This is a genomic window from Butyricicoccus porcorum, assembly GCF_051246315.1.
Classification (GTDB): Bacteria; Bacillota; Clostridia; order Oscillospirales; family Butyricicoccaceae; genus Butyricicoccus_A; species Butyricicoccus_A porcorum.
The window spans coordinates 2543059-2566483 of the sequence record NZ_CP178353.1 but is presented as its reverse complement, the minus strand read 5'-3'; the positions used below and the strand labels follow the sequence as shown (position 1 = coordinate 2566483).

The 23425-nt window shown below is 46.8% G+C and carries 20 protein-coding genes; 19 read left to right on the top strand and 1 reads right to left on the bottom strand.

Annotated elements, in window-relative coordinates; translation table 11 throughout:
• Positions 1–13: 13 nt before the first annotated feature.
• The 9 genes from ACLM7Z_RS12665 (at position 14) to ACLM7Z_RS12625 (ending at position 8646) form a co-directional block, all read left to right on the top strand.
• Positions 14–1210: a Coenzyme F420 hydrogenase/dehydrogenase, beta subunit C-terminal domain gene (locus tag ACLM7Z_RS12665; RefSeq protein ID WP_435645263.1), complete on the top strand. Its 1197-nt coding sequence runs from the start codon at positions 14–16 to the stop codon at positions 1208–1210.
• Between the two features lie 13 nt (positions 1211–1223).
• Positions 1224–2258 (top strand): glycosyltransferase family 2 protein, encoded by a 1035-nt coding sequence (locus tag ACLM7Z_RS12660; protein WP_435645262.1) that lies wholly within the window; start codon positions 1224–1226, stop codon positions 2256–2258.
• Positions 2237–3361 carry a glycosyltransferase gene (locus ACLM7Z_RS12655; protein WP_435645261.1) on the top strand — a complete coding sequence of 375 codons (1125 nt, stop codon included), beginning with the start codon at positions 2237–2239 and terminating at the stop codon, positions 3359–3361. Before ACLM7Z_RS12660 ends, ACLM7Z_RS12655 begins: the two co-directional genes overlap by 22 nt.
• Before the next feature lie 127 nt (positions 3362–3488).
• Positions 3489–4946 (top strand): flippase, encoded by a 1458-nt coding sequence (locus ACLM7Z_RS12650; RefSeq protein ID WP_242969829.1) that lies wholly within the window; start codon positions 3489–3491, stop codon positions 4944–4946.
• A 302-nt stretch (positions 4947–5248) separates the two neighbouring features.
• Positions 5249–5596 (top strand): transposase, encoded by a 348-nt coding sequence (locus tag ACLM7Z_RS12645; RefSeq protein WP_242969783.1) that lies wholly within the window; start codon positions 5249–5251, stop codon positions 5594–5596.
• Positions 5547–6404 carry an IS3 family transposase gene (locus ACLM7Z_RS12640; protein WP_435645260.1) on the top strand — a complete coding sequence of 286 codons (858 nt, stop codon included), beginning with the start codon at positions 5547–5549 and terminating at the stop codon, positions 6402–6404. The genes ACLM7Z_RS12645 and ACLM7Z_RS12640 overlap by 50 nt, the downstream gene beginning before the upstream one ends.
• 200 nt (positions 6405–6604) lie before the next feature.
• On the top strand, positions 6605–6727 hold the full coding sequence (locus ACLM7Z_RS12635; RefSeq protein WP_278308592.1) for a hypothetical protein: 123 nt from the start codon (positions 6605–6607) through the stop codon (positions 6725–6727).
• Positions 6728–6894: 167 nt separating this feature from the next.
• Positions 6895–8019 carry a M20/M25/M40 family metallo-hydrolase gene (locus tag ACLM7Z_RS12630; RefSeq protein WP_273350456.1) on the top strand — a complete coding sequence of 375 codons (1125 nt, stop codon included), beginning with the start codon at positions 6895–6897 and terminating at the stop codon, positions 8017–8019.
• Between the two features lie 57 nt (positions 8020–8076).
• Positions 8077–8646: a peptidase C39 gene (locus tag ACLM7Z_RS12625; protein WP_435645259.1), complete on the top strand. Its 570-nt coding sequence runs from the start codon at positions 8077–8079 to the stop codon at positions 8644–8646.
• A 562-nt stretch (positions 8647–9208) separates the two neighbouring features.
• On the opposite strand, the gene ACLM7Z_RS12620 is transcribed toward ACLM7Z_RS12625, so the two are convergent.
• On the bottom strand, positions 9209–10081 hold the full coding sequence (locus ACLM7Z_RS12620; RefSeq protein WP_435645258.1) for an AraC family ligand binding domain-containing protein: 873 nt from the start codon (positions 10079–10081) through the stop codon (positions 9209–9211).
• A 95-nt stretch (positions 10082–10176) separates the two neighbouring features.
• Between ACLM7Z_RS12620 and ACLM7Z_RS12615 the strand changes: the two genes are divergently transcribed.
• The 10 genes from ACLM7Z_RS12615 to ACLM7Z_RS12570 all read left to right on the top strand — a co-directional run bounded on the left by ACLM7Z_RS12615 (position 10177) and on the right by ACLM7Z_RS12570 (position 23308).
• On the top strand, positions 10177–11472 hold the full coding sequence (locus ACLM7Z_RS12615; RefSeq protein ID WP_087019875.1) for a galactokinase: 1296 nt from the start codon (positions 10177–10179) through the stop codon (positions 11470–11472).
• 17 nt (positions 11473–11489) lie between these two features.
• Complete coding sequence (gene galE, locus ACLM7Z_RS12610; RefSeq protein WP_087019878.1) at positions 11490–12479, top strand: UDP-glucose 4-epimerase GalE; 990 nt, start codon at positions 11490–11492, stop codon at positions 12477–12479.
• A gap of 10 nt (positions 12480–12489) precedes the next feature.
• Positions 12490–13989: a UDP-glucose--hexose-1-phosphate uridylyltransferase gene (gene galT / locus ACLM7Z_RS12605; protein WP_435645257.1), complete on the top strand. Its 1500-nt coding sequence runs from the start codon at positions 12490–12492 to the stop codon at positions 13987–13989.
• A 23-nt stretch (positions 13990–14012) separates the two neighbouring features.
• Positions 14013–15050, top strand: a complete 1038-nt coding sequence (locus tag ACLM7Z_RS12600) for an aldose epimerase family protein (RefSeq protein ID WP_087019882.1) — start codon at positions 14013–14015, stop codon at positions 15048–15050.
• A gap of 67 nt (positions 15051–15117) precedes the next feature.
• Positions 15118–18192, top strand: a complete 3075-nt coding sequence (locus ACLM7Z_RS12595) for a glycoside hydrolase family 2 TIM barrel-domain containing protein (RefSeq protein WP_435645256.1) — start codon at positions 15118–15120, stop codon at positions 18190–18192.
• 14 nt (positions 18193–18206) lie between these two features.
• Complete coding sequence (locus ACLM7Z_RS12590; protein ID WP_087019887.1) at positions 18207–19577, top strand: MFS transporter; 1371 nt, start codon at positions 18207–18209, stop codon at positions 19575–19577.
• Positions 19578–19812: 235 nt separating this feature from the next.
• Positions 19813–20709 carry a YitT family protein gene (locus tag ACLM7Z_RS12585; RefSeq protein WP_435645255.1) on the top strand — a complete coding sequence of 299 codons (897 nt, stop codon included), beginning with the start codon at positions 19813–19815 and terminating at the stop codon, positions 20707–20709.
• 358 nt (positions 20710–21067) lie between these two features.
• A complete protein-coding gene (locus ACLM7Z_RS12580) occupies positions 21068–22192 on the top strand; it encodes a radical SAM protein (protein ID WP_435645254.1) in 1125 nt (374 codons plus the stop codon).
• Positions 22164–22796: a TetR/AcrR family transcriptional regulator gene (locus ACLM7Z_RS12575; protein ID WP_435645253.1), complete on the top strand. Its 633-nt coding sequence runs from the start codon at positions 22164–22166 to the stop codon at positions 22794–22796. The genes ACLM7Z_RS12580 and ACLM7Z_RS12575 overlap by 29 nt, the downstream gene beginning before the upstream one ends.
• Positions 22793–23308 (top strand): hypothetical protein, encoded by a 516-nt coding sequence (locus tag ACLM7Z_RS12570; RefSeq protein ID WP_087019899.1) that lies wholly within the window; start codon positions 22793–22795, stop codon positions 23306–23308. The genes ACLM7Z_RS12575 and ACLM7Z_RS12570 overlap by 4 nt, the downstream gene beginning before the upstream one ends.
• Positions 23309–23425 lie beyond the last annotated feature (117 nt).

Sequence of the window (23425 nt, the reverse complement as noted above, 5' to 3'; positions counted from 1 at the left end):
AGGAGGGACTTTTATGATACAGATTTCTGATAAAAGGCAATGCTGTGGCTGCGGAGCCTGTATGAATGCATGTCCAAATGGCTGCATTACTATGAGGGCTGACAAAGAAGGCTTCCTGTATCCTGAAATTGAGAAACAGCGATGTATGGACTGCGGGCTCTGCGAAAGGGTTTGTCCGGTTATTCAGGTTTCAGCTGATATTCCTTTTGAACAGAACGCATATGTCGTGCAAATAAAAGATGAGAAGATCCGCAGAGAGAGCACTTCGGGAGGCAGCTTTTCTGCGATTGCAGAATATGTGCTGTCTAGAAATGGCATCGTTTTCGGTGCATCATATGATCGTAATTTCAAAGTCCTGCATACAAAGGCTGAAAGCAGATCGGAAATGTCGAAGTTTCGCAACAGTAAATATGTTCAAAGCGATACGGGAACAACCTTTCGTCAGGTGCAGCAGAGCCTGGAAGAAGGAAGATGGGTTTGTTACAGCGGAACGCCCTGTCAGATAGAAGGGTTGAAAGCATTCTTACGAAAAGAGTATGAGAAGTTAATTACAGTTGATGTGGTCTGTCGTGCAGTCCCATCTCCATTGGTTTGGGGTAAGTATGTTGAAATGCAGAAAGAGAAATTCGGAAGTGACATCTCAAATATTATGTTCCGTGACAAATATTATGGCTATAAGTATTCTACCATGACTGTAAAAGACAGGACTGGTAAGTCAGTATATGCATTTGGCATCGATACAGACCCAATGCTGCGGGCATTTTTTTCCAATATATGCGACAGGCCATCCTGTTATGACTGCAAATTTAAGAAGAGATATAGAGTAAGTGATTTTACAATTTGGGATTGTTATCCGGTATATGACTTTGATAAGGCACTGGATGATGATAAAGGTACGACAAGAGTTCTGGTACATACAGAAAAAGGGAATACGGTTTTCAATGAGATACGTGAAAATCTGAGATATACAGTCGTTTCACCTGACAAATTAACAAAGGGATTCAGGGAAATGTTTGAATCAGTCGAGGAAAATGCCGAGAGAACAGCCTTTTTTGCTGACGCGAGTCGAATGTCAGGTAAGGCGCTGTTCAATAAATATTATCCTGAAACCTTGAAGGTGAAACTGGAAAGAACAGTCAGAATATTTTGCTATCACACTGGAATTTACAGTGTCGTTAAGCGCACTGCAAAGAGAATTTTAAAAAGATGAAAGGAATAGAGCAATGAGCAAGCCATTGGTAAGTATTATTGTTCCAATATATAAGGTGCCAGAGCAATATCTGAGGAAATGCATAGAGAGTGCGATAGCTCAGACTGTTGAAAATATAGAAATTTTGCTGGTTGATGATGGCTCGCCAGATCAGTGTGGTGAAATTTGCGACAGTTATGTCACTTCGGATGGCAGAGTAAAAGTTATCCACAAAAAGAACGGCGGTTTATCCGCTGCACGCAATGCAGGTTTTCAGGCGGCGTCTGGCGAGTGGATCATGTTTGTGGATGGCGATGATTGGATTGAGCCGGATATGTGCGAAGTCATGTACAGGTTGGGCGAACAAACAAAGGTTCAGTTGGTGATGTGCGGCATCATGAAGGATTATGGACATTCGCAAACCGAATATAAATTTTATTTAGAAGAGAATAAGGTTTACAAAGATCAGGAATGTAAGTGGCTGCAGCAACAGCTGTTAGTTTATAATGGAAATATTGCTGTGGCGTATTCAAAACTAATCAGAAGATCATTGCTTGCTGACAATCATATATTGCATGACGAAGTCCTGAAGCAGGGAGCGGAGGGACTTGAATTTAATCTCCGCCTTTTTGAAAAATTGGAGAGTGCAGTGTTTATCAACAAACCGTTTTACCATTATATTTATAATGCAAATTCGATTTCGGCTTCGCATAATGAAGAGAACCATGAACTTGTGGTCCGGTGTTTTGAGAAGATTAAAACCTTTGCAGAGAGCAGTTCAAATAAACAAATGCTGCTTCCATGGCTGGACAATAGACTTTTATATGTGATTATTACAACTGCAATCAGTGGCTATTTTAATCCGGCCAATACGGAACCATATTCTGAAAAGAAAAGGAAGTACGCGGCTTATCTGAATAAGCCTATTATCGCTGAAGCATTAAAGACAGAAAATCTTGAGGGATTATCGAGGCAGAGAAAGATTGTTTTGTTTATGATTAAGCATCATATGTATTGGATGCTGAATCTCATGGGGATGATACGAAAATGTCAAAAAGAGCATCGCTAAAGTCAAAAAAAGCTTTGATCGTATTGCCATATTTAAAAAACGGAGATGGGACTGCCGTTGCAATTATGAACTATTATCAATCATTGATTGATGATGGCTGGCATGTTGATTTTATGCATTTGAAGAGCAATGCATGTCAGTGGCTGAATGAAGTGAGAGAGAATAATGGCAATGTTTTTGAACTGCCTCAGGCAAATAAATACACCCCTGCGGTACAAAACCGGATTGAAAATGTTATTTCTCAGGGAAATTATGATTTGGTTCATGTAAATATGCCGGGACATATTGGATATTCCACTCTCAGGCTCGCCCGAAAAAAGGGGATTGCAGTCAGAATTTTTCATGCACATAATCCGAAAAATATACTGAATATAAAAACAAAGATGTCTACATGGCTATATGATTATCTCATTCAAAAAGAAGCGACTGACTTGATTGCATGCTCAAAAAGTGCCGGAGAATCCCGCTTCGGGAGCAAAGACTTCCGGGTAATGAGAAATGTAATTGATACAGATCGATTTCAGTATCGCAGTGATGCAAGAAATTGCATTCGATCCGGATTGAACATTACGAATAAAGTGGTTGTTGGTGTTGTTGGGCGCTTTGCCGCTCAGAAAAATCCGGGATTTTTAGTACATTGTTTTGCTGAATATGTAAAAATTGAATCCAGAGCTTTTCTGTTGTGGGTAGGTGATGGCGAATTAAAACAGCGTGTCGAACAGGAATTACATCGGTTGAGCTTAGACGACAGGTACTATTTTGCCGGTAGAAAAGCTGAGGTTGAAGATTGGTATGCCGCAATGGATTTATTTTTCCTTCCCTCTGTTTTTGAAGGAATGGGAATTGTTTTTTTAGAGGCTCAGTGTACAGGTTTGCCATGCTTGGGTTCCAACCATGTGCCTGTGGAAACAGAAGTGACAGAATTGATGCACCGCTTGGATTTAAACCTTCCTGAAAAGGTATGGGCTTTGGAAATGAAGAAAATTACAGATCATGCAGAGGCAGAGGTTAGGCAAAGCAGGGCAAATGATTTTATCGCATCCGGTTATTCGCATGAGGCAACAAAAGATGATTTGAAGAATTATTATAATCATCTGTTTTGATGAAAGCAAAAAATGAACGATTACGCGGCTTGTGGAAACATTCATTGCAGTGTAGAATAGAAGCACAGCAATGGAGATGACACAAATGGAATCCGGCGTTTTTATCTCACCTTCTGAAAGGGTATGAATGATGGAAAAAAGCAGTGTAAAGAAGAATTTTTTTTATCAGATGATTTATGAGGTACTCGTATTCATCTTACCTTTTATTACCTCTCCATATATCGCGCGTGTGATTGGAGCGGAAGGACTGGGGATCTATTCATATGCCAATTCCATCGCGTATTATTTTGTTCTGTTCTCAATGCTGGGTCTGAAAAACTATGGAAACAGAACCATTGCACAGTCCAGAGATGATCGGGAGAGGCTGAATGAAACCTTTTCTAACGTTGCTGCATTACATATTATTGCTTCAACAATCTGCATTCTTACCTATGTCGGGTATATTGTTATCCTGAAGGGAGAACGTCTTTATGCCATTATCATGGGTGCATATGTATTGAGCGGATTGTTTGATATCAGCTGGTTTTATTTTGGAATTGAAAAGTTTAAGCTGACTGTCACAAGAAACACGCTGATCAAAATAGCAAATGTTATTTGTGTGTTTGTGTTTGTCAGGGACGCAGATGATTTGTGGAAATACTGTATGATTATGTCCGTCGGCACGCTGATCAGCCAGATGGTGCTGTGGATTCCATTGAAAAAATATGTGACATTTGTCAAACCCACATGGAGCAAAATGGTAATCCATATCAAACCGCTGTGCATCTTGTTTATTCCTTCGATTGCTGTCAGTCTGTACAAGTATATGGATAAAATTATGATCGGCGTGCTGAGCAATAAGGTTCAGCTAGGATATTATGAGAACGCGGAAAAAGTAATCAATATTCCGATGGGTATTATCACATCCTTTGGCGTCGTAATGCTCCCAAAGATGTCAAATCTGCTGGCAACCAAAAACCGGAAAGAAAGCCAAAAATATATGGCGTTGTCCATGAAATATATCATGTGCCTTGCCTATGCCTTAACCTTTGGACTGGCTGGTGTTGGAACTGTATTTGCACCGGTCTTTTGGGGCGAAGAATTTGCGCTTTCGGGAATTTTGATTATGGGGCTGTCGCTTACGATACCATTTATGTCGTTTGCAAATGTCATTCGGACACAATATCTGATTCCATCTGAGAAAGACCGGGAATTTTTATCGTCTGTAGTGGGAGGCGCCTGCGCCAATCTCATCATCAATACGCTGCTGATTCCTGTATGGGGGTCAGTCGGCGCAACCATTGGCACGATTGTTGCGGAGATCGTGGTGTGCCTGATTCAATGTCTGGCAGTCAGAAAAGAGCTGCCCTTGCAAATATATTTGAGAAACTCTGGTATTTTCCTCCTGTTTGGCATCGCGATGTTTGCTGCGGTTTATGGGGTGGGCAGCGTGATGAGTTCCGGAGTTGTTACTCTGCTGCTTCAGATTATCCTGGGTGTATGCATCTACGCTGGGTGTTGTCTGGTTTATTTTATTGTTGCGAAGGATCAGATGATCGTGGGGATGTTGGATCGTTTGCTGAAAAAAGTGAAAGTAAAATTATAAGCCTGTGTTTAAAAACAGGATGCCTGAAATAAAATATGGTGTATCTGAGTGCATTCAAATATGCTTGTGAGGTATACTGGAACCCTTAGTCGCTGTCGAGCTGTAACTCCGCAGCGACTTTTTTCTATTTTTCTATCAGTGCTCAATGGCCTCCCGTATGGGTTTGGTATCCAACTCCTCGGTTTGATAGTTCAATCACGTTAGCCAATAGTATAATGGTATCATAAATTAAGACACTTTTTCGGACAGATTTTAATGAATCTGATATACTTAAACCAGTATGTAAGAAAGGAGCCATTATCATGTCCAGACAGAGAAGAAGTTTTAGTGCCAAATTCAAATCAAACCTTGTAATTGAGCTGCTTAAGGGTGAGAAAGATCTCAATACCCTGGCAGCTGAAAATAGCATCCAACCAAATCTGCTCCGTAACTGGAAAAAGGAGTTCCTGAACAATGCTTCGGTTGTGTTCGACGACAAGCGCGAGGAAAACCTCAAAGAAAAGCTTGCCGAAGAGCGAAAAGAGAAAGCGGAGTATGCCAAAAAGGTTGGTCAGTTAACCATGCAGGTTGACTGGCTCAAAAAAAAATCTGAAGAAATTTGTGGACCTGACTACGAGAGTAAGTTTAGTCCAAAACCTTTTGACGACTAAGGAAATTCCGGCTTCCGTTGGTGCCAGGTTGCTTGACATCAACCGTACAAGCATTTATTACAAGGGCGCCCCTATTTCAGATGAGGAACTGGCCTGCAAAGAGATCATTGATCATCTCCATACAGATAATCCCACTTGGGGCGCAAGACAAATGTCTGCACAGTTAAAAGCCCGTGGTTACCAGGTTGGGCGCCGCAAGGCAAGACGCTACATGAATGAGATGGATATTTACCCGATCTATCCAAAGATGAATCTTTCCAAGCGAATGCAGCAGGCGAAAGTATGTCCATATCTTCTTCGTAATGCGGTCATAGACAAGCCAAATCAAGCATGGTCTATTGATATTACATATATCCCGATCAAGCGCGGATTTCTGTATCTGACAGCCGTGATCGACTGGTATAGCCGTTGTATTGTCGGCTGGGAAGTGGATGACACACTTGATACCAGAATGGTTATCAGTGCCCTGAAAAAAGCTTTCAAAGTGGCAAAACCTCAAATCCTGAATTCAGATCAGGGTTGTCAGTTTACAAGTCAGCAATACATTGACTTTGTAAAGGAAAACGGCATCCGTCAGAGTATGGATGGAAAAAGTCGCTGGGCAGACAACATCATGATTGAACGCTGGTTCCGCAGCTTCAAGTATGAGGAAGCCTATCTGACACAGTACAACAACATCAGGGAAGCAAGAGCTGCTATCGGACAGTATATCCACATCTACAACTTTGAGCGGCGCCATTCTGCACTTGATTACCAAACACCGGCTGAATGCTACTATCCGGCAATGTTGATGCCATATGTAGCTTAGCATATATTGAATCTGGGGAGTGCTCCACTGTTCTCCACATGTTCCTTGTAACTTGTCCACTATATCAGTTCATTATAAAAATCTTAGATTTTTGTCTTGACAACTGAGCCACTATAATCCGCGCAGATCAGCGCATAGAAAAGCATGCCGACTGGGCAGATGAGTTAAAGACACGTTATAGCTTCACGGCAGACAATGCGATGGACATCGTACAGAAGGAAGTTGGCGTTGTCTTCTCCAAGGTGCTCGAACACGCGGGTGTATTCAAGCGCGACGAAGCTGGAAAAACGGCTTTTTTACGGTTTGTACAGTCGGTTTCATGAGTATATTTTAATTGCACACGACCTTACGCCTGTTTCTCACAGGGGTGAGGTCGTTATTTATTTGCCGGATATCTGTTGAAAACAGGAGTTAAATCCTTTATACTGTTTTGCGTAATAAAGTACAAATTTTGGAAAAAATCATATCATAAAAAGGGTGAAAATTTCTCATGATACAAACAGAACGACTGCTTCAGACTTTCTGCACACTGGTTTCCTTTGACAGTCCATCCTGTGGAGAACGTAAAATCTGTGATTATTTAAAAGAAACCTTGAAACAGCTTGGCCTTGCGGTAACAGAGGATGATGCAGCGGAAAAAATCGGCGGAACTGCCGGAAATATATATGCTGTTCTGCCGGCAACACAAGGGATGGAGTCACTGCCGCCCTTGCTCTTTTCCGGACATATGGACACGGTAGAACCATCGCATGGAAAGCAGACGGTTGTTCATCCTGATGGCACGATTACATCAAATGGCGAAACGGTTCTCGGCGCAGATGACTGCGCTGCATTGGCAGCGATTTTAGAGGCGCTATCTGTGATTCAGGCAGACCAGCTGCCGCATCGAATGATTGAAGTATTATTTTCAGCCGCAGAAGAGAGCTATTGCACCGGAATCGGAATGTTTGATTTTAACAGAATTCAGGCAAAGGAAGCTTACATTCTGGATATATCCGGTCCGGTTGGTGGAGCTGCCACTCAGGCTCCGACGATTCTTTCTTTTCGCATCACTGTGCATGGACGCGCTTCTCATGCCGGATTTGTGCCGGAGGCAGGTATTCATGCAATTGCGATTGCAGCGACAGCCGTACATACTCTGAAAAATGGATGGCTGGATGAGCAGACCACGCGCAACATTGGAACCATTTCCGGCGGATCCCAAACTAACATTGTGCCGGAGCTCTGCGTTGTGACCGGGGAAATCCGCAGCTTTTCGCATGCTTCTGCCATGGCGGCATGGGAGGAGACGCAAACGGCATTCCGCGATGCCGTCGCACAGAGCGGTGCTGAGCTGGACATGACGCATACCATTCATGTCCATGCATATCATACGCCGGAAACACATCCTGTGGTCAAACGGTTTGAAGCCGTGTGCAGAAAACAGGGGATTTCCTGTTTTCTGCGTAGCACGATGGGGGGAAGTGACAATAATCCGTTGTCCGAGCACGGAATCACAGGCATTGTCCTTGCCACCGCAATGAATAACTCTCATTCCTGTACGGAATATACATCCATAGAGGAGCTGAGGCGGATTTCTGCTATTACTGTAGATCTGATGTGCGCGGAGGTGTGACCGATGAAAACTCCCTTGCACTATCAGATTTCCGAATATGATTGCGGCCCGACAACTATGATGAATGCCATGAGCTTTCTTTTTTCGCGAGAACAGCTCCTCCCGGAAATTGTACAACATATTATGCTGTACAGTCTGGATGCCTATAATGCCAAAGGTGAAATCGGTAAAAATGGCACCTCTCGTGTGGCTATGATGTTTCTTTCCAGCTGGCTCACTCAATTTGGCAGAGCCTGTCATTTTCCTGTTGTATGTGAGTATCTATCCGGTCAATCGGTCTACCTTGGAGATAAAAGCCTGCTCACACAGGCGCTGCACTGCAACGGTGCTGTGATTGCCCGGCTCAACTATGGCGGTGATCACTATGTCCTGTTGACTGGTCAGGAGGAAAATCAAGTTTCGATGTTTGATCCGTATTACCGCAAGCGTCCCTTTGTTCAGCGAGATATTCAGCTTTTGGAAAACGAGCCGTTCCGTCGGAATCGCATTGTAACAGCGGAACGGCTGAATACCGAAGAAAAGCAGGGAGTTTATGCTCTGGGCCCTATAAAAGCACGCGAAGCGATATTACTGTTTAATGAGGAAACAAGATTGACAGCAGAGAAAACCATCGAATATTTTATCTGAATTTGTTGCGGAAAAGGCCAAAACATCCAAATGACAAAATAAACGCCAAAATTGTTCAGGAACTACGTTTCTGATTGCAATTTTGGCGTTTTATTATGAAAATATATTGCACGATTTGAAAGGCGGTTCATATGAACTGATCCGCAGAGGTGAAGCTGAAAACGGATGTAAATCTGTATAGGCTGCTCAGATGACGTTCAGTGCCATGGCATAACGGATGCGCACGGAGAAACAGCTGTTTCCGGTGATAAAAGCTGAGACCAGCTGTTTTATGGGGGAAGATATCACGGAAAGTAAAATAAAAAGAAAAACTGAGTAAATTTTACTAAAACTATTCAACCTGAACGAAAAACAGATTTTTTGTTTTTTAATGAGTAAACGAAAAGTATGGTATTATCAACGCGTGTTACTTTTTACGTTGAAATGAAAATGATATAATCATTACAGAAAAAAGGAAGATAAACAGGAGACAGAGAGTATTTTCGATATAAAAAAGAAAAATTCAACTGGAACAATGGATACAAAAAAACAGACGATATGTCGATTGTACTTGAGAAGATATTTATTGTTTTCGTATCTGTTGAATGTTTATTTTCCTCTCTTCACGAATGGATTTTCGGTACTGGGAGGGAGTTACATGAACCTTCTTTTTAAAAGCTCGTGTAAAAACCAACGGATTCTGATATCCGCAGTTCTCGGCGATTTTGCTCACCGGATCATCTGTAATACCGAGCTGTTCGTGTGCGCGGGTCAGTCGGAAGTCGGCGAGATATTCGCTGGGCGAGGTGTGCAGAACCGTTTGAAACAGTGTGGACAGATAACTTCGGCTGATTTCAACCGCATCGGCAATATCTTGTACGGTGATATTATCTGCATAATGTTCCCGGATGAACTCTTCCGCAGCACGCACATAATAATTTTGCTTATCGCTGCGAAATATCGTTCGATCTGTGGAGAGACCATGTGACAGACAGGAAAAAAACTGAAATAGCTGCGCCTGAAGGTACAGTTCCTGCTCCAGACCGTCCAGTTCGCTTTTGAGTATTGCAGTGACGATTTTCAGCAGTTTTGAGCCACAGTTTGCAGAATAGGTGAGGCTCTGGTGAGAAAAGCCCATCGCTTCCAGCAGCGTCCTGGCAGTTGAGCCTTCAAAACCAATCCAAAGATACGTCCATGGATCTTCATGATCTGACCGATAGGAAGACATGACATTTGGTTCTATTAAAAAGCCCTGATTTTTACCCAGTGAATAGGTTCGGCCATCAACCTGATATTGTCCTTTGCCATCCAGAATATAATGCAGGACATAACAGGGGTGTGCTGCGGGACCGATACTGTTATCTGGATAACATACAGAATGGCCACAGAAGCTCATATGAAGCTCATGAAAGTGGGATTTCTTACCCTCCAGTGTCAATGTATAACCTTTTTCCATATGCCTTCCTCCAATACAGACAGAACAGGTTGTCTTACTGTGTTTATTATAACACAGATCATACATAGAGAAAGAAATAAAGATGAGGTGAACGTATGATTTTGTTAGATCAGGCAGAGTTTGCTCTGCGAACCGGAAAAATGGATGAAAGAATATGTGAGGTATATGGCTGTGCCAGCGGGAGCGAACAGCTGAGTGAGTACCGCGGCAGACTGCTTCATGTGGCAGACGGATTCAGTTCTACGTTCGGACGCAATGATGAAGTAGAATTGTTCAGTGCGCCGGGCCGCACTGAGCTGGGCGGCAACCACACTGACCATCAGCATGGCAATGTGCTGGCGGCGAGCGTGAATCTGGACATTGTGTCGTGTGCGGCACCGAATGACAGCATGCTTGTCCGCATTCAGTCGGAGGGCTATCCGCCGGATGAGATTGATTTGACTGACCTGACCCCGCATCCGGAGGAAGTCAACAAAACTGCGGCACTGATTCGCGGCGTGGCAGCGGCAGCACATAAGCAGGGCTATGAAATCAAGGGCTTTGATGCTTACATGACGAGCAATGTGCTGAGCGGATCGGGACTGTCTTCTTCTGCCGCATACGAGACCATGATCGGTGTCATCATGAATCAGTTTTTCTGTGAAGGTGCGTTGACAGCGATTGATATCGCAAAAATCGGGCAGTATGCGGAGAATATTTACTTCGGCAAGCCGTGTGGCCTGATGGATCAGATGGCATCCTCTGTGGGCGGTATAGTGGCCATTGATTTTGAAAGTGAATCCGAGCCGAAGGTGTGCCGTGTGTCGTATGATATGAGCACGAGCGAGCATTCGCTCTGCATTATTGACACCGGCGGGGATCATGCGGAGCTGACCAGCGATTATGCGGCAATTCCGCGCGAGATGGGCGAGATTGCAGGCGCATTTGGCAAGACTGTGCTGCGCGAAGTGGAAGAAGCAGAGTTTTTGCGCGCCATTCCATCGCTGCGCAGACAGTATGGCGACCGTGCCGTACTGCGTGCGATGCATTTCTTTGCGGAAAACCGCCGCGCAGTGGCGGAAAAGGAAGCGCTGCAAAAGGGAAACTTTGAACGGTTCCGCCAACTGGTGCGCCGTTCCGGACGTTCTTCTGCGATGTACCTGCAAAATGTATATGCCGGCGTAAATCCGGAGAAGCAGGATATGTCGATTGCACTGGCGCTGGCAGAAAACATTCTTGAGGCGCGCGGCGCAGTCCGTGTCCACGGCGGCGGCTTTGCAGGCACCATTCAGGCGTTTGTTCCGAATGATATGCTGGGATATTTTAAGACGACAATGGAATCGGTTCTGGGTAAGAATGCCTGCCATGTATTGACGATTCGTCCGGCAGGCGGTGTGGTTCTGATGGCATAAAAAGGAGGAAGTTTACTATGGCAATTCTGGTACTGGGTGGCGCGGGCTATATTGGTTCGCATACCGTATATGAGTTGATCGACGCAGGAAAAGACGTCGTCATTGCAGACAATCTGGAAACCGGACACATCGAGGCAGTACACCCGAAAGCAACATTTTATCAGGGCGACATTCGGAATCGCGCGTTTGTTGACTCGGTTTTTGACAACGAACAGATTGACGGCGTGATTCACTTCGCAGCGAATTCACTGGTTGGTGAATCCATGACCAATCCCCTCAAGTATTATGACAATAATCTGTACGGGACAAAGGTTCTGCTGGAATCCATGGTTACACATGGAATTGATAAGATTGTCTTTTCGTCCACGGCGGCAACCTACGGCGAGCCGGAACGGGTACCGATTTTGGAAACCGACCGCACAGAGCCGACCAACTGCTATGGTGAAACCAAGCTGAGCATGGAAAAGATGTTCAAGTGGGTTGGAAAGGCTCATGGATTGCGTTTTGTCTCCCTGCGCTATTTCAATGCGTGCGGCGCACATGTTTCCGGCACCATCGGCGAGGCACACAATCCGGAATCGCATTTAATTCCGCTGATTTTACAGGTACCGAATGGACAGCGTGACGTTATCTCCATTTTTGGCGACGATTACGACACCAAGGACGGCACCTGCATCCGCGATTACATCCATGTCACCGATCTGGCACAGGCACATATTCTCGCCATGGATTATCTGATAAACGGCGGCGAGAGCAATATCTTTAATCTGGGCAATGGCGTCGGCTTTACCGTCAGGGAAGTGATCGACACTGCGCGCAAGGTCACCGGTCATCCGATTCCGGCAAAGACCACTCCGCGCCGTGCAGGTGATCCGGCACAGCTGATTGCCTCCAGTGAAAAAGCACGCACTGTCCTGGGCTGGAACCCGCAGCATGCCGATCTGGAAGAAATCATCGCAACCGCGTGGAACTGGCACAAAAATCATCCGCATGGCTTTGCAAAGTGAGGTGGAAACGATGTTATATGACAGCATTCAAAAGGTTGTCGCCTATGGTATCCAGACCGGACTGATGGAACCGGCCGACAAGACATGGGCCATCAACCGCCTGCTGGAAGTTCTCCGTGTGGACGACTATGAAGAACCGGAGGATGCCGACGGCACTGACGATCACATTGACCTGGCGGCAGTGTTGAACGACTTGTGTGACTGTGCGCTGAAAACCGGCGCGTTGACCGAAGACAGTGTGGTATATCGTGATCTGTTTGACACCAAACTGATGGGCGCCATTACGCCCGCGCCGAGCCAGGTACGTAAGAAATTCTTTGATCTGTACGAAAAAAGTCCGCAGGCTGCGACTGACTGGTATTACAAGTTCAGCCAGGATACCAATTATATTCGCCGCGACCGCATTGCAAAGGATGTCAAATGGATTGCACCGACCGAATACGGCGATCTGGATATTACCATCAATTTGTCCAAGCCGGAAAAAGACCCGAAGGCGATTGCGGCAGCAAAAAATATGCCGCAGTCTGCGTATCCGAAGTGCCTGCTGTGCAAAGAAAACGAGGGCTATGCAGGCCGTGTCAATCATCCGGCGCGCCAGAATCATCGCATTATCCCAGTGACGATCAATGACAGCGCATGGTTCATGCAGTATTCGCCGTATGTGTATTATAACGAACACTGCATTGTGTTCAATTCGCAGCATACACCGATGAAAATTGAACCGGCGACGTTCCGAAAGCTGTTGGATTTTGTGAAGCAGTTCCCGCATTACTTTGTCGGCTCGAATGCTGACCTGCCGATTGTCGGCGGTTCGATTCTCGCGCACGACCATTTTCAGGGCGGACACTACACATTTGCGATGGAAAAGGCACCGGTGGAGACGCCGCTCCTGTTTGACGGCTTTGACACCGTCGAAGCGGGTATTGTCAAATGGCCGATGTCAGTCATCCGCCTGAGAAGTGCTGATGACAATGCTCTGGTCGAACTGGCTTCCAAAATCCTCGCGGTATGGCGTGGATATACCGATGAGTCGGCATTTATCTTCGCGGAGACCAACGGTGAGCCGCACAATACGATTACGCCGATTGCACGTATGCGCGATGGCAAATATGAACTGGACCTTGTGCTGCGCAACAACATCACAACAGAAGAGCATCCACTCGGTGTATATCATCCGCACGCAGAATTGCACCACATTAAGAAAGAGAACATCGGCCTGATTGAGGTTATGGGTCTGGCAGTTCTCCCGGCACGGCTCAAAGAAGAGCTTCAGGTTCTGGCAGATGCGCTGGTTTCCGGCGCGGATATCCGCGCAGATCAGCGCATAGAAAAGCATGCCGACTGGGCAGATGAGTTAAAGACACGTTATAGCTTCACGGCAGACAATGCGATGGACATCGTACAGAAGGAAGTTGGCGTTGTCTTCTCCAAGGTGCTCGAACACGCGGGTGTATTCAAGCGCGACGAAGCTGGAAAAATGGCTTTTTTACGGTTTGTACAGTCGGTCTGACAGCCAAAAGAGAGGGATAGCAGATGAATATTACATGTGAACACTTTGGAACCACTGGAGAAGGGATGCCGGTGGAGCGGTTCTGGCTGACGGAGGGGGCATATGCTGTTGCAGTGCTGACACTGGGCGGTATCATCCAGTCAGTAAAGGTTCCAAACCGCGAGGGGATAGCAACGGACATTGCTCTGGGCTTTGATTCGGTTCAGGACTATGAAGCGCAGACTTGTTATATTGGGGCATTGCTGGGACGGTGTGCGAACAGAATTGCCAGAGGAGAGCTTTCCGTTGGAGGGAATCAATTTTCCCTTGCATGGAATGACAACGGTGTGTGCCATTTGCATGGCGGTGTATCCGGCTTTGACAGAAAACTATGGCACGCGGATATTTCAGATGCGGGACTGGTGCTGCGATGCACCAGTCCGGACGGAGAAGAAGGATATCCGGGAGAATTGCAGGTTTCCGTCACCTATCAGCTGGCGGACGGTGCGTTGTCGCTGACCTATCGGGCGGAAAGCACGAAGGATACCCTGTGCAATTTGTCTAACCACGCATATTTCAATCTGTCCGGGCACAATGCGGGAAGCATCGGGCAACAGCAGATTCAGGTCTTTGCAGACACCTATGCAGTCAAGAATTTGCACAGCGTGCCAACCGGTGAAATCCAGCACGTGCAGGATACACCGCTGGATTTGAGGGCGCCGCATCGATTTGCAGAGCACTGGGACGATCCATTTGGACAGATTCAATCCGCAAGAGGCTATGACCATCATTATTTCATTGATGGGACAGGTATGCGTCCGTTTGCCCGGGTATATGCCGAAGATACCGGGATTATGATGGAGGTAGAATCTGATCTGCCGGGCATGCAGTTGTATTCGGGGAATTATCTGGAACAGCTTCCGGTGGGAAAAAATGGGGCGGTTTATGACATGCGAAGTGGCTTTGCCATCGAAACACAATATGCACCGAATGCTGTGCATTGTCCGAATTTTGCCGCACCGGTTCTCCGTTCCGGGGAGCAGTATGCGCACACAACAGTATATCGTTTTTCAAACAGATAAAACAGAACAGGATTATTTTGTGCATGGTGCACTGAATAAAAGAAGAAAAGAGTAGGAGGAAGCAAACATGATTGTACCAAGGTATTATGAAAATCTGGATATTTTGCATGATCGCACGATGCCGAACCGGTCGTATTATATCCCGGCGTCCCGGCGGATGGATGATCTTGTGGAGCATCGGACGCATTCCGACCGCATGCAGCTGCTGAATGGAGACTGGGAATTCCGGTACTATGACAGCATTTATGACTTGCAGGATGCGTTCTATGAAACCGAATATGTGCCGGAGGGATATGACAAAATTCCCGTTCCAAGTGTCTGGCAGATGCATGGCTATGATGCGCACCAGTATACGAATATCCGGTATCCGTTCCCACTGGATCCGCCATATGTTCCGCAGGAAAATCCGTGCGGTGCGTATGTACATCACTTTACCTATCAGAAAAACGCAGAAGCGCCGCGGGCATATCTGAACTTTGAAGGTGTGGATTCCTGTTTTTATGTCTGGCTGAACGGAACCTATGTCGGATACAGCCAGGTAGCCCATTCGACCAGTGAGTTCGATGTGACCGAGTATCTGAACGAAGGCGACAACAAGCTCGCCGTGCTGGTGCTGAAATGGTGTGACGGCAGCTATCTGGAGGATCAGGACAAGTTCCGTATGAGTGGTATTTTCCGCGATGTTTATCTGCTGCGCCGCCCGGAACAGTGTATCTTTGATTATTATGTCCATACGGCGATGCAGGCGGAGCATGCGGAAGTGCGGGTGGAGTTCTCGTATCTGGGACAATTTGTTCCGACTAAAGTTATAATTTATAACAAAAATGGGGTGCTTGTCGGAGAAGGCTCTGCGGAAGCATCTCACTCCGATGGCGGATATACGCATGCAGCGTGCATCAAGATTTCGGAGCCTGTACTGTGGAATCCGGAAGCCCCATATCTGTATACCATGGTTCTTGAGACAGCGAACGAAGTGATTACCGACCGTGTGGGCATTCGTGAAATCTGTGTACAGGGAACCGTTATCTATGTCAATGGAAAACAGATAAAATTCCGCGGCGTGAACCGACATGATTCCGACCCGGTAACTGGCTTTACCATTGGAATTGACCAGATGAAGCGCGACCTGTTTCTGATGAAACAGCATAATTTCAATGCGATTCGCACGAGCCATTACCCGAATGCACCGCAATTCTATCAGCTGTGTGACCAATATGGATTTTTTGTCATCGATGAAGCGGATCTTGAGAGCCACGGTGCGTCGCAGCTCTACTGCGAAAACAATGCCGACTGGGACAAGCATGTAGCGTGCTGGAATGAGCCGTTTGCAGACAATCCGGACTGGATGGAACCCACGCTGGATCGCATTCAACGCTGCGTGATGCGTGATAAAAACCGTCCGTGTGTTGTCATCTGGTCGATGGGCAATGAGAGTGCATATGGGTGCACGTTTGAAAATGCACTGGCATGGACAAAGGCGTTCGATCCGAGCCGTCTGACCCACTATGAGGGGTCCTATTATTACAACCGTGACAAGAAATATGACTTCTCCAACATCGATATGTACAGCATGATGTATCGTACCATTGAGACAGCGATGGAGGACATGCAGGATGTACCGGACAAGCCGTATCTGTTGGTCGAATACAGCCATGCGATGGGCAATGGCCCCGGTGATCTGGAAGACTATTTCGGAATGATCCAGTCAGTCGATCAGGTTTGCGGCGGCTTCGTATGGGAATGGTGCGACCATGCCATTTACAAGGGGCAGGCGGAAAATGGAAAGGCAATGTATTGGTACGGCGGCGACCATGGGGAATATCCGCACGACGGTAACTTCTGCCTGGACGGACTGGTTTTCCCGGATCGCACACCCGGTACCGGTGTCATTGAATATAAAAATGTATACCGCCCGGCAAGAATCACAGCCTATGACCAGAAAACCGGAACCGCTGTGCTCCGCAGCTATATGGACTTTGTGAATCTCAGAGACTATTGTACTGCTGGTTATGAGGTTACCTGCGACGGCTTGACAGTTTCTTCGGGTGCAATTGACCTTCCGTCGGTTGACCCGAGACAGCAGACGGAGGTCAGCATCCCGGTCACAGTTCCGGCAGGGGGCAGATGCTTCCTGAAGGTGAGCTATTATCTGAAGGAGGAAACCGAGATTTTGCCTGCCGGTTACGTACTGGGCTTTGATGAGCTTCCCTTGGAAAATGAGGATAGCAGGAATCAAACCAATGTCCGGCTGTGGTATGCGGAGGAGAAACACACAGATGCAGCACCGGTTGTCGAAGAAACTGACCGCTATCTGACGATTACAGCGGAATCATATACTTATGTATACAACAAGCTGAAGGGTGTTTTTGAATCCATGGAACTGGGCGGAGCTGCCGTCATTACGAAGCCGATGGAAATAAATATCTGGCGTGCACCGACGGATAATGACAAAAAAATTAAGCTGGAGTGGATGGATGCGCAGTATGATCGCAGCACCAGCCGCAGCTATCAGACAGAGTATCAAATTGTCGGAAATGAAGTCAAAATCCACAGTGTTATGTCTGTACAGGCAGTTTCTGTACAGCGGTTTATGGATATCGACGCGACATGGACGATTTCTGAGCAGGGGGCCATTACCGTTTGCATGGATGTCGTGCGCGATATGCAGTTCCCGGAGCTGCCGCGCTTTGGCCTTCGCCTGTTCCTCCCGAAGGAGATGCAGCAGGTACGCTATTGCGGCATCGGCCCGGAGGAAAGCTATTGCGACAAACGCATTGCCGGAAGCTATGGTGTATATTCCGCTGCGGTTTCTGACCTGCATGAGGACTACATCCGCCCGCAGGAGAACGGAAGCCATTGTGACTGCGATTATGTCGCGCTGACCGGCGACAGTATGACCTTTACCGCAGTTGGAGCCAAGCCGATTGCATTCAATGCTTCGGTTTATACGCAGGAGGAATTGACTGCTAAGAATCACAATTATGAGCTGGTTCCGTGCGGCAGCACAGTTCTTTGTCTGGATTATGCTCAGGCAGGCATTGGCTCGCAGAGCTGTGGCCCAAAGCTGATGGAACAGTATCAGCTGGATGAAGAAACCTTCCGATTTGAACTGAAGATGATTCCGACGATTGCATCTGTTTGAAAGGAGAAAAGAACGTGGAAGAGAAAAAGTATTTGAAATGGTATAACAAGATCGGATATGGCTCGGGCGATATTGCCGGCAGCGGCGTGTATAATTTCCTCGCAGCCTTTGTTATGATCTATCTGACCAATACCATTGGTCTGAATCCGGGTATCATCGGCACACTGATGATGTTGTCCAAGCTGTGCGATGGTATTTCCGATGTATTCTTCGGCGCAATGATTGACAAAACGCGTTCCAAGCTGGGACGCGCCCGTCCGTGGATGCTGTTTGGCTTTATCGGCTGTGCCATTACAATGGTTCTGATTTATGCCATTCCGACAAGCTGGGGACAGACGGCACAGTATATCTATTTCTTCATCACCTATACGCTGCTGAATGCTGTGTTCTATACGGCAAATAATGTAGCATATGGCACGCTGACTGCGCTGATTACCAAAAACGGCAATGAGCGCGTACAGATGGGCTCGATTCGATTCATGTTCTCCTACGGTACGAGCATCGTTGTTCAGGCCGTTACGGTCGGTGCAGTCGAGTTCTTCGGCGGCGGTGCAGTTGGCTGGAGAACGGTAGCAATCGTCTATGCAATCATTGGACTTATCAGCAATACCATTTCCGCATTCTCTGTTAAAGAACTTTCGGATGAGGAACTGGACGGTGAAGACAATGTCATTGATGAGGATGGCAAGGTAAAATACAGCCTGAAGGATGCAGCAAAAATGCTGCTGCACAACAAGTACTATCTCATGATTTGCTGTGTTTACATTTTACAGCAGATTTACAGTGCGATGATTAACTCCGGCATTTATTTCATGACTTATGTTCTTGGCGATGCCAATCTGCTGGGTACCTTCTCTGTTGCAATCAATCTCCCGATGATATTGGGCCTGCTCATCACGCCGTTCCTTGTAAAGAAGATGAACGGCATGTATAAGCTGAACCTGTCTGGTTATCTGCTTGGTACTGTCTCGCGCGGACTGGTCATTGTGGGTGCGTATATGGGAAGCGTTCCGATGATGCTGGTGTTTTCTGCGATTGCTTCGATCGGCATGAGCCCGCTTCAGGGTGACCTGACTGCACTGATTGCATCCGCATCCGAGTACACATATCTTACGCAGAATAAGCGCCTGGATGGTACGATGTTCTCCTGCTCCTCGTTCGGCACAAAGCTGGGCGGCGGCATTGGTACGGCAATGTCCGGTTGGCTGCTCGCGGCGGGTGGATATGTTGCTGACGCAGCAGTTCAATCGGCTTCCTGCATCAATATGCTGCACTGCATGTATCTGTGGATTCCGATGATTATCAATTTCGTTATCATGCTGATTCTGTCCAGACTGAAGGTCGAAAAGGCAAACGAAGAACTGATTGCTGCAAAAAACGCGTAATGCAGTTGCAATAAACAAGTAAAACGACAAGCTCCCTGTCAGGAGGATGCATTTCACCTGACAGGGAGCATTATTTTGTTGTTCAGAGGAAAACATATAAAACAATTTTCAAGAGCAACGAGTGTCTGAAAGACCGGATGTCTGCGTGACAGTATGCCTGTGACTTTTCGATTTTACTGTGTAAACTGCTGTCAGCCGGGAAATCTATAAGCAGCACAGAAAAGGAGAGAGTCATATGAAAACAGCGCAAGCCAAAAACATAGCGTTGGATTTGCTTTGCGACATCATCGGCTCATTTTTCTATTCCGCAAGCGTTTATACCTTTGCCAAAACAGCAACTTTTGCGTTGGGCGGCCTGACCGGACTTGCCCTGATTATGAATTATTTGTGGCAATTTCCCATTGGTATAACCACGATGGCGTTAAATATACCGCTTATCCTATTGAGCTATCGGATCGTAGGAAGAAGTTTTTTGCTGAAAACCATGAAAACGATGTGCTTCTGCACGGTTTTTCTGGATATCCTATTTCCGCGGCTGCCGGCCTATTCCGGTTCGCAGTTTATGGCGGCATTGTACTCTGGTATTTTTGCCGGAATCGGTCTTGCATTCTTTTATATGCGCGGCTCTTCTTCCGGGGGCATCGATTTTCTTGTCATGTCAATCAAGATATTGCGTCCACATCTGTCAATTGGAATTGTTTCCATGACGATAGATCTGGTCATTATTCTTTTGGGATGGCCGGTATTCGGAAATGTAGATTCCGTGCTCTACGGACTCACCGCCACAATATTGACTTCATTGGTGCTGGACAAAATTATGTATGGCATGGATGCGGGTGCACTGATTATCATTGTCACTGACTGCGGTGAACAAATTGCACAGCGCATTGGCGAGCTGATCGGGCGCGGTTCTACCGAATTGCGGGCACGGGGCGGCTATACAAAGCAGGAGAAGAATGTGCTGCTCTGCGCCTGTTCCAAATCACAGGCGTATCTGGTGTGCTGTGCGGTACAGGAGATTGACAAAATGTCGTTTGTTATGGTTACGGAGACAAATGAGGTCTTTGGAGAGGGGTTTTCAGAGCACCAACCCAAGCAGGAAATAAAGAAAAAGGTGAAAAAATGTCGCTAGACTCTGCCTGAGCGACAAAAATGATTAAGACATATCTGAAAAGTCGAAAAATTTGACTATTTCCACAAATGTGGGTTGTTTGTTCGTTAAAGCCGCTTGAAATCCGAAAGGATTTGGACGTGTTTTTGCCTCGAATCCTCCGCGCCTTTGCGAAATATCCGTTATTTTCTCGGTTTTCAGATAGCGCCTAGAAAAACTTCTCATTGCCACGGATATGGGGATGAGAAGTTTTTTTAGCCAGCGACTGATCTGAAACCCTTGACAGCTAGTGAATACTAGCTTATACTGTGAATGAGCTAGTATTTACTAGCTTGAATTGGAAAGAACGTATACAGTTGGGACAGAATGGGAGGAGCAGATGAAATCATTTGATCTGGAAGGGTATTTAAGCAGCGGCGTTGAACAGGTGATAGCCGGGATTATGAAAGCGACTGCAAAGAACCCAAAGGAAAGCCTGTTTCTGATACAGTATTTGCGCGACAGCCGGAAAGCGAGCCGTATCCGGCGCGCACATGCGGACAACGGGGAACACATTCCACCGTTTCTGATTGCCAGCATTACCACGCAGTGCAACCTGCATTGCCGGGGCTGTTATGCGCGGGCGAATCACAGCTGTCAGGATGGGATTGATTTGAAGCATCCGATGCTCCGCGCGGATGCATGGGGAGAGATCTTTCGACAGGCAGCCGAGCTTGGCATTGCATTTATCCTGCTGGCAGGTGGGGAACCATTCCTCCGGCTGGACGTGCTGGAACAGGCAGCGTTACATAAAAATATCTTATTTCCGGTTTTTACAAATGGAACCATGCTGACAGAGGATTCTCTTGCTTTGCTCAGCCGCAGCAGAAATCTCGTTCCGGTTCTCAGCATAGAAGGAAACGAAAGTACAACTGATCTGCGGCGCGGCAGCGGAGTGTATCAGATGCTTGTCCGCAGCATGAAGCGGTTGAATGAGAAAGGAATTGTTTTTGCTGCATCCGTCACCGTCACAAAGGAAAACCTGGCGGAAACGCTGTCGGAGGATTTCGTCGCGGCATTGGCAGAGCAGGGCTGCAAGGGTATTGTCTATGTGGAATATGTGCCGATTGATGCGGCGACAAAGGCGCAGGCGTTGGATGATGTGACCCGGGCAGATATGATGAATCGGCTGAATACCTTGCGGGAATATCGGGAAGACATGGTTCTGCTCGCTTTCCCCGGAGATGAGAGAAGTTCCGGCGGATGTCTCGCGGCAGGCAGAGGTTTTTTCCATATCAATGCATTCGGTGGCGCGGAACCCTGTCCATTTTCACCGTATTCTGATGTAAATGTGGCAGCAATCGGGCTGCGGGAAGCAATGAAATCTCCGTTGTTTGTCCGGCTCAGGGAAAGTAGGAATCTGGAAGCCGAACATATCGGTGGTTGTGTCCTGTTTGAGCAGGAACAAGAGGTCAGAAAAATGCTGGAGGAATCGCATGACAACCAAGGAACGAATTGTAGATGAAGCGCTGACCCTATTTTCCAGACAGGGCTACAAGGGAACCAGCGTGAAGAATATTGCGGATGCAGTTGGAATTAAAGACAGCTCGATCTACAAGCATTTCAAAAGTAAACGGGAGATTATCGATGCCATTGTCGATCAGATGCGGAGATGTATGGACCAAATGTCTGTGGATGCAGGGCTGCCGCAGGAGGACAATGAAACAGCTGCTGCCATATACGGCAGAATGACGGTAGAAGATCTCCAGCAGTTGAGCCGGAAGGTTTTCCTCTTTTATCTGAAGGATGATTTTATTTCCCGGTTCTGGCGGCTTGCTGTGATGGAGCAATATCAAAATCAGGAAATTTATGAAATTTATCGCAGCATTTTCTTTGACCAGAGTATTGCCTATCAGACCCGGTTATTTGCTGAAATGATTCGTCAGGGAATTTTCCGGGAGGCAGATCCGCGTGTGCTCGCAATGAATTTTTACGCGCCGATTTATTTTCTGCTGAGCAAATACAACGGCAGAACCGACAACGTGGAAGAAGCCCTGCAAGCCTTGGATATGCAGGTAGCAGAATTTTGCCGCATCTATACGGTACAGGAAAGGAACAGTCACATATGATTACAGCCATTGTTTATACTTCAAATTCGGGATATACCGCTCAATATGCAGAACTCCTGCATGAGAAAACAAATCTTCCGGTCTATTCGCTGGATCAGGCAAAAGCTGCGCTGCCGGAGCAGTCCGAAATCATTTATCTGGGCTGGATTATGGCGAGCAATATGCAGGGCTATCAGAAAGCAGCAAAACGATACCGCATTGCCTGTGCATGCGGCGTGTGCATGGGAGCTTCCGGCTCCCAGCTGAAAGAAGTGCGAAGCGCGACAAAAATAGATGCATCCATTCCGCTGTTTACTCTGCAGGGCGGCTTTGACATGAACAAGCTGCACGGCATGTACAAGCTCATGATGCAGGTCATGGCAAAGACAGCCGGAAAGGGTCTGGCAGAGAAAACTGACCGGACGCCGGATGAGGATGTCATGCTGGATATGATGCTGCATGGCGGAAACTATGTCAGTGAGGAAAATCTCCGGCCGGTGCTGGATTGGTACACCGGACAGCAAAAAATCTGAAGCATAAAAACAGCAAGCCCGTTTCTGCTTTTCAGGCAGGCGGGCTTGCTGCTATTTTACGGATTTCATGCGAAAGCCGGTTCGATTGACATCGAAACCGGCCCGCAGTGTGTGTGA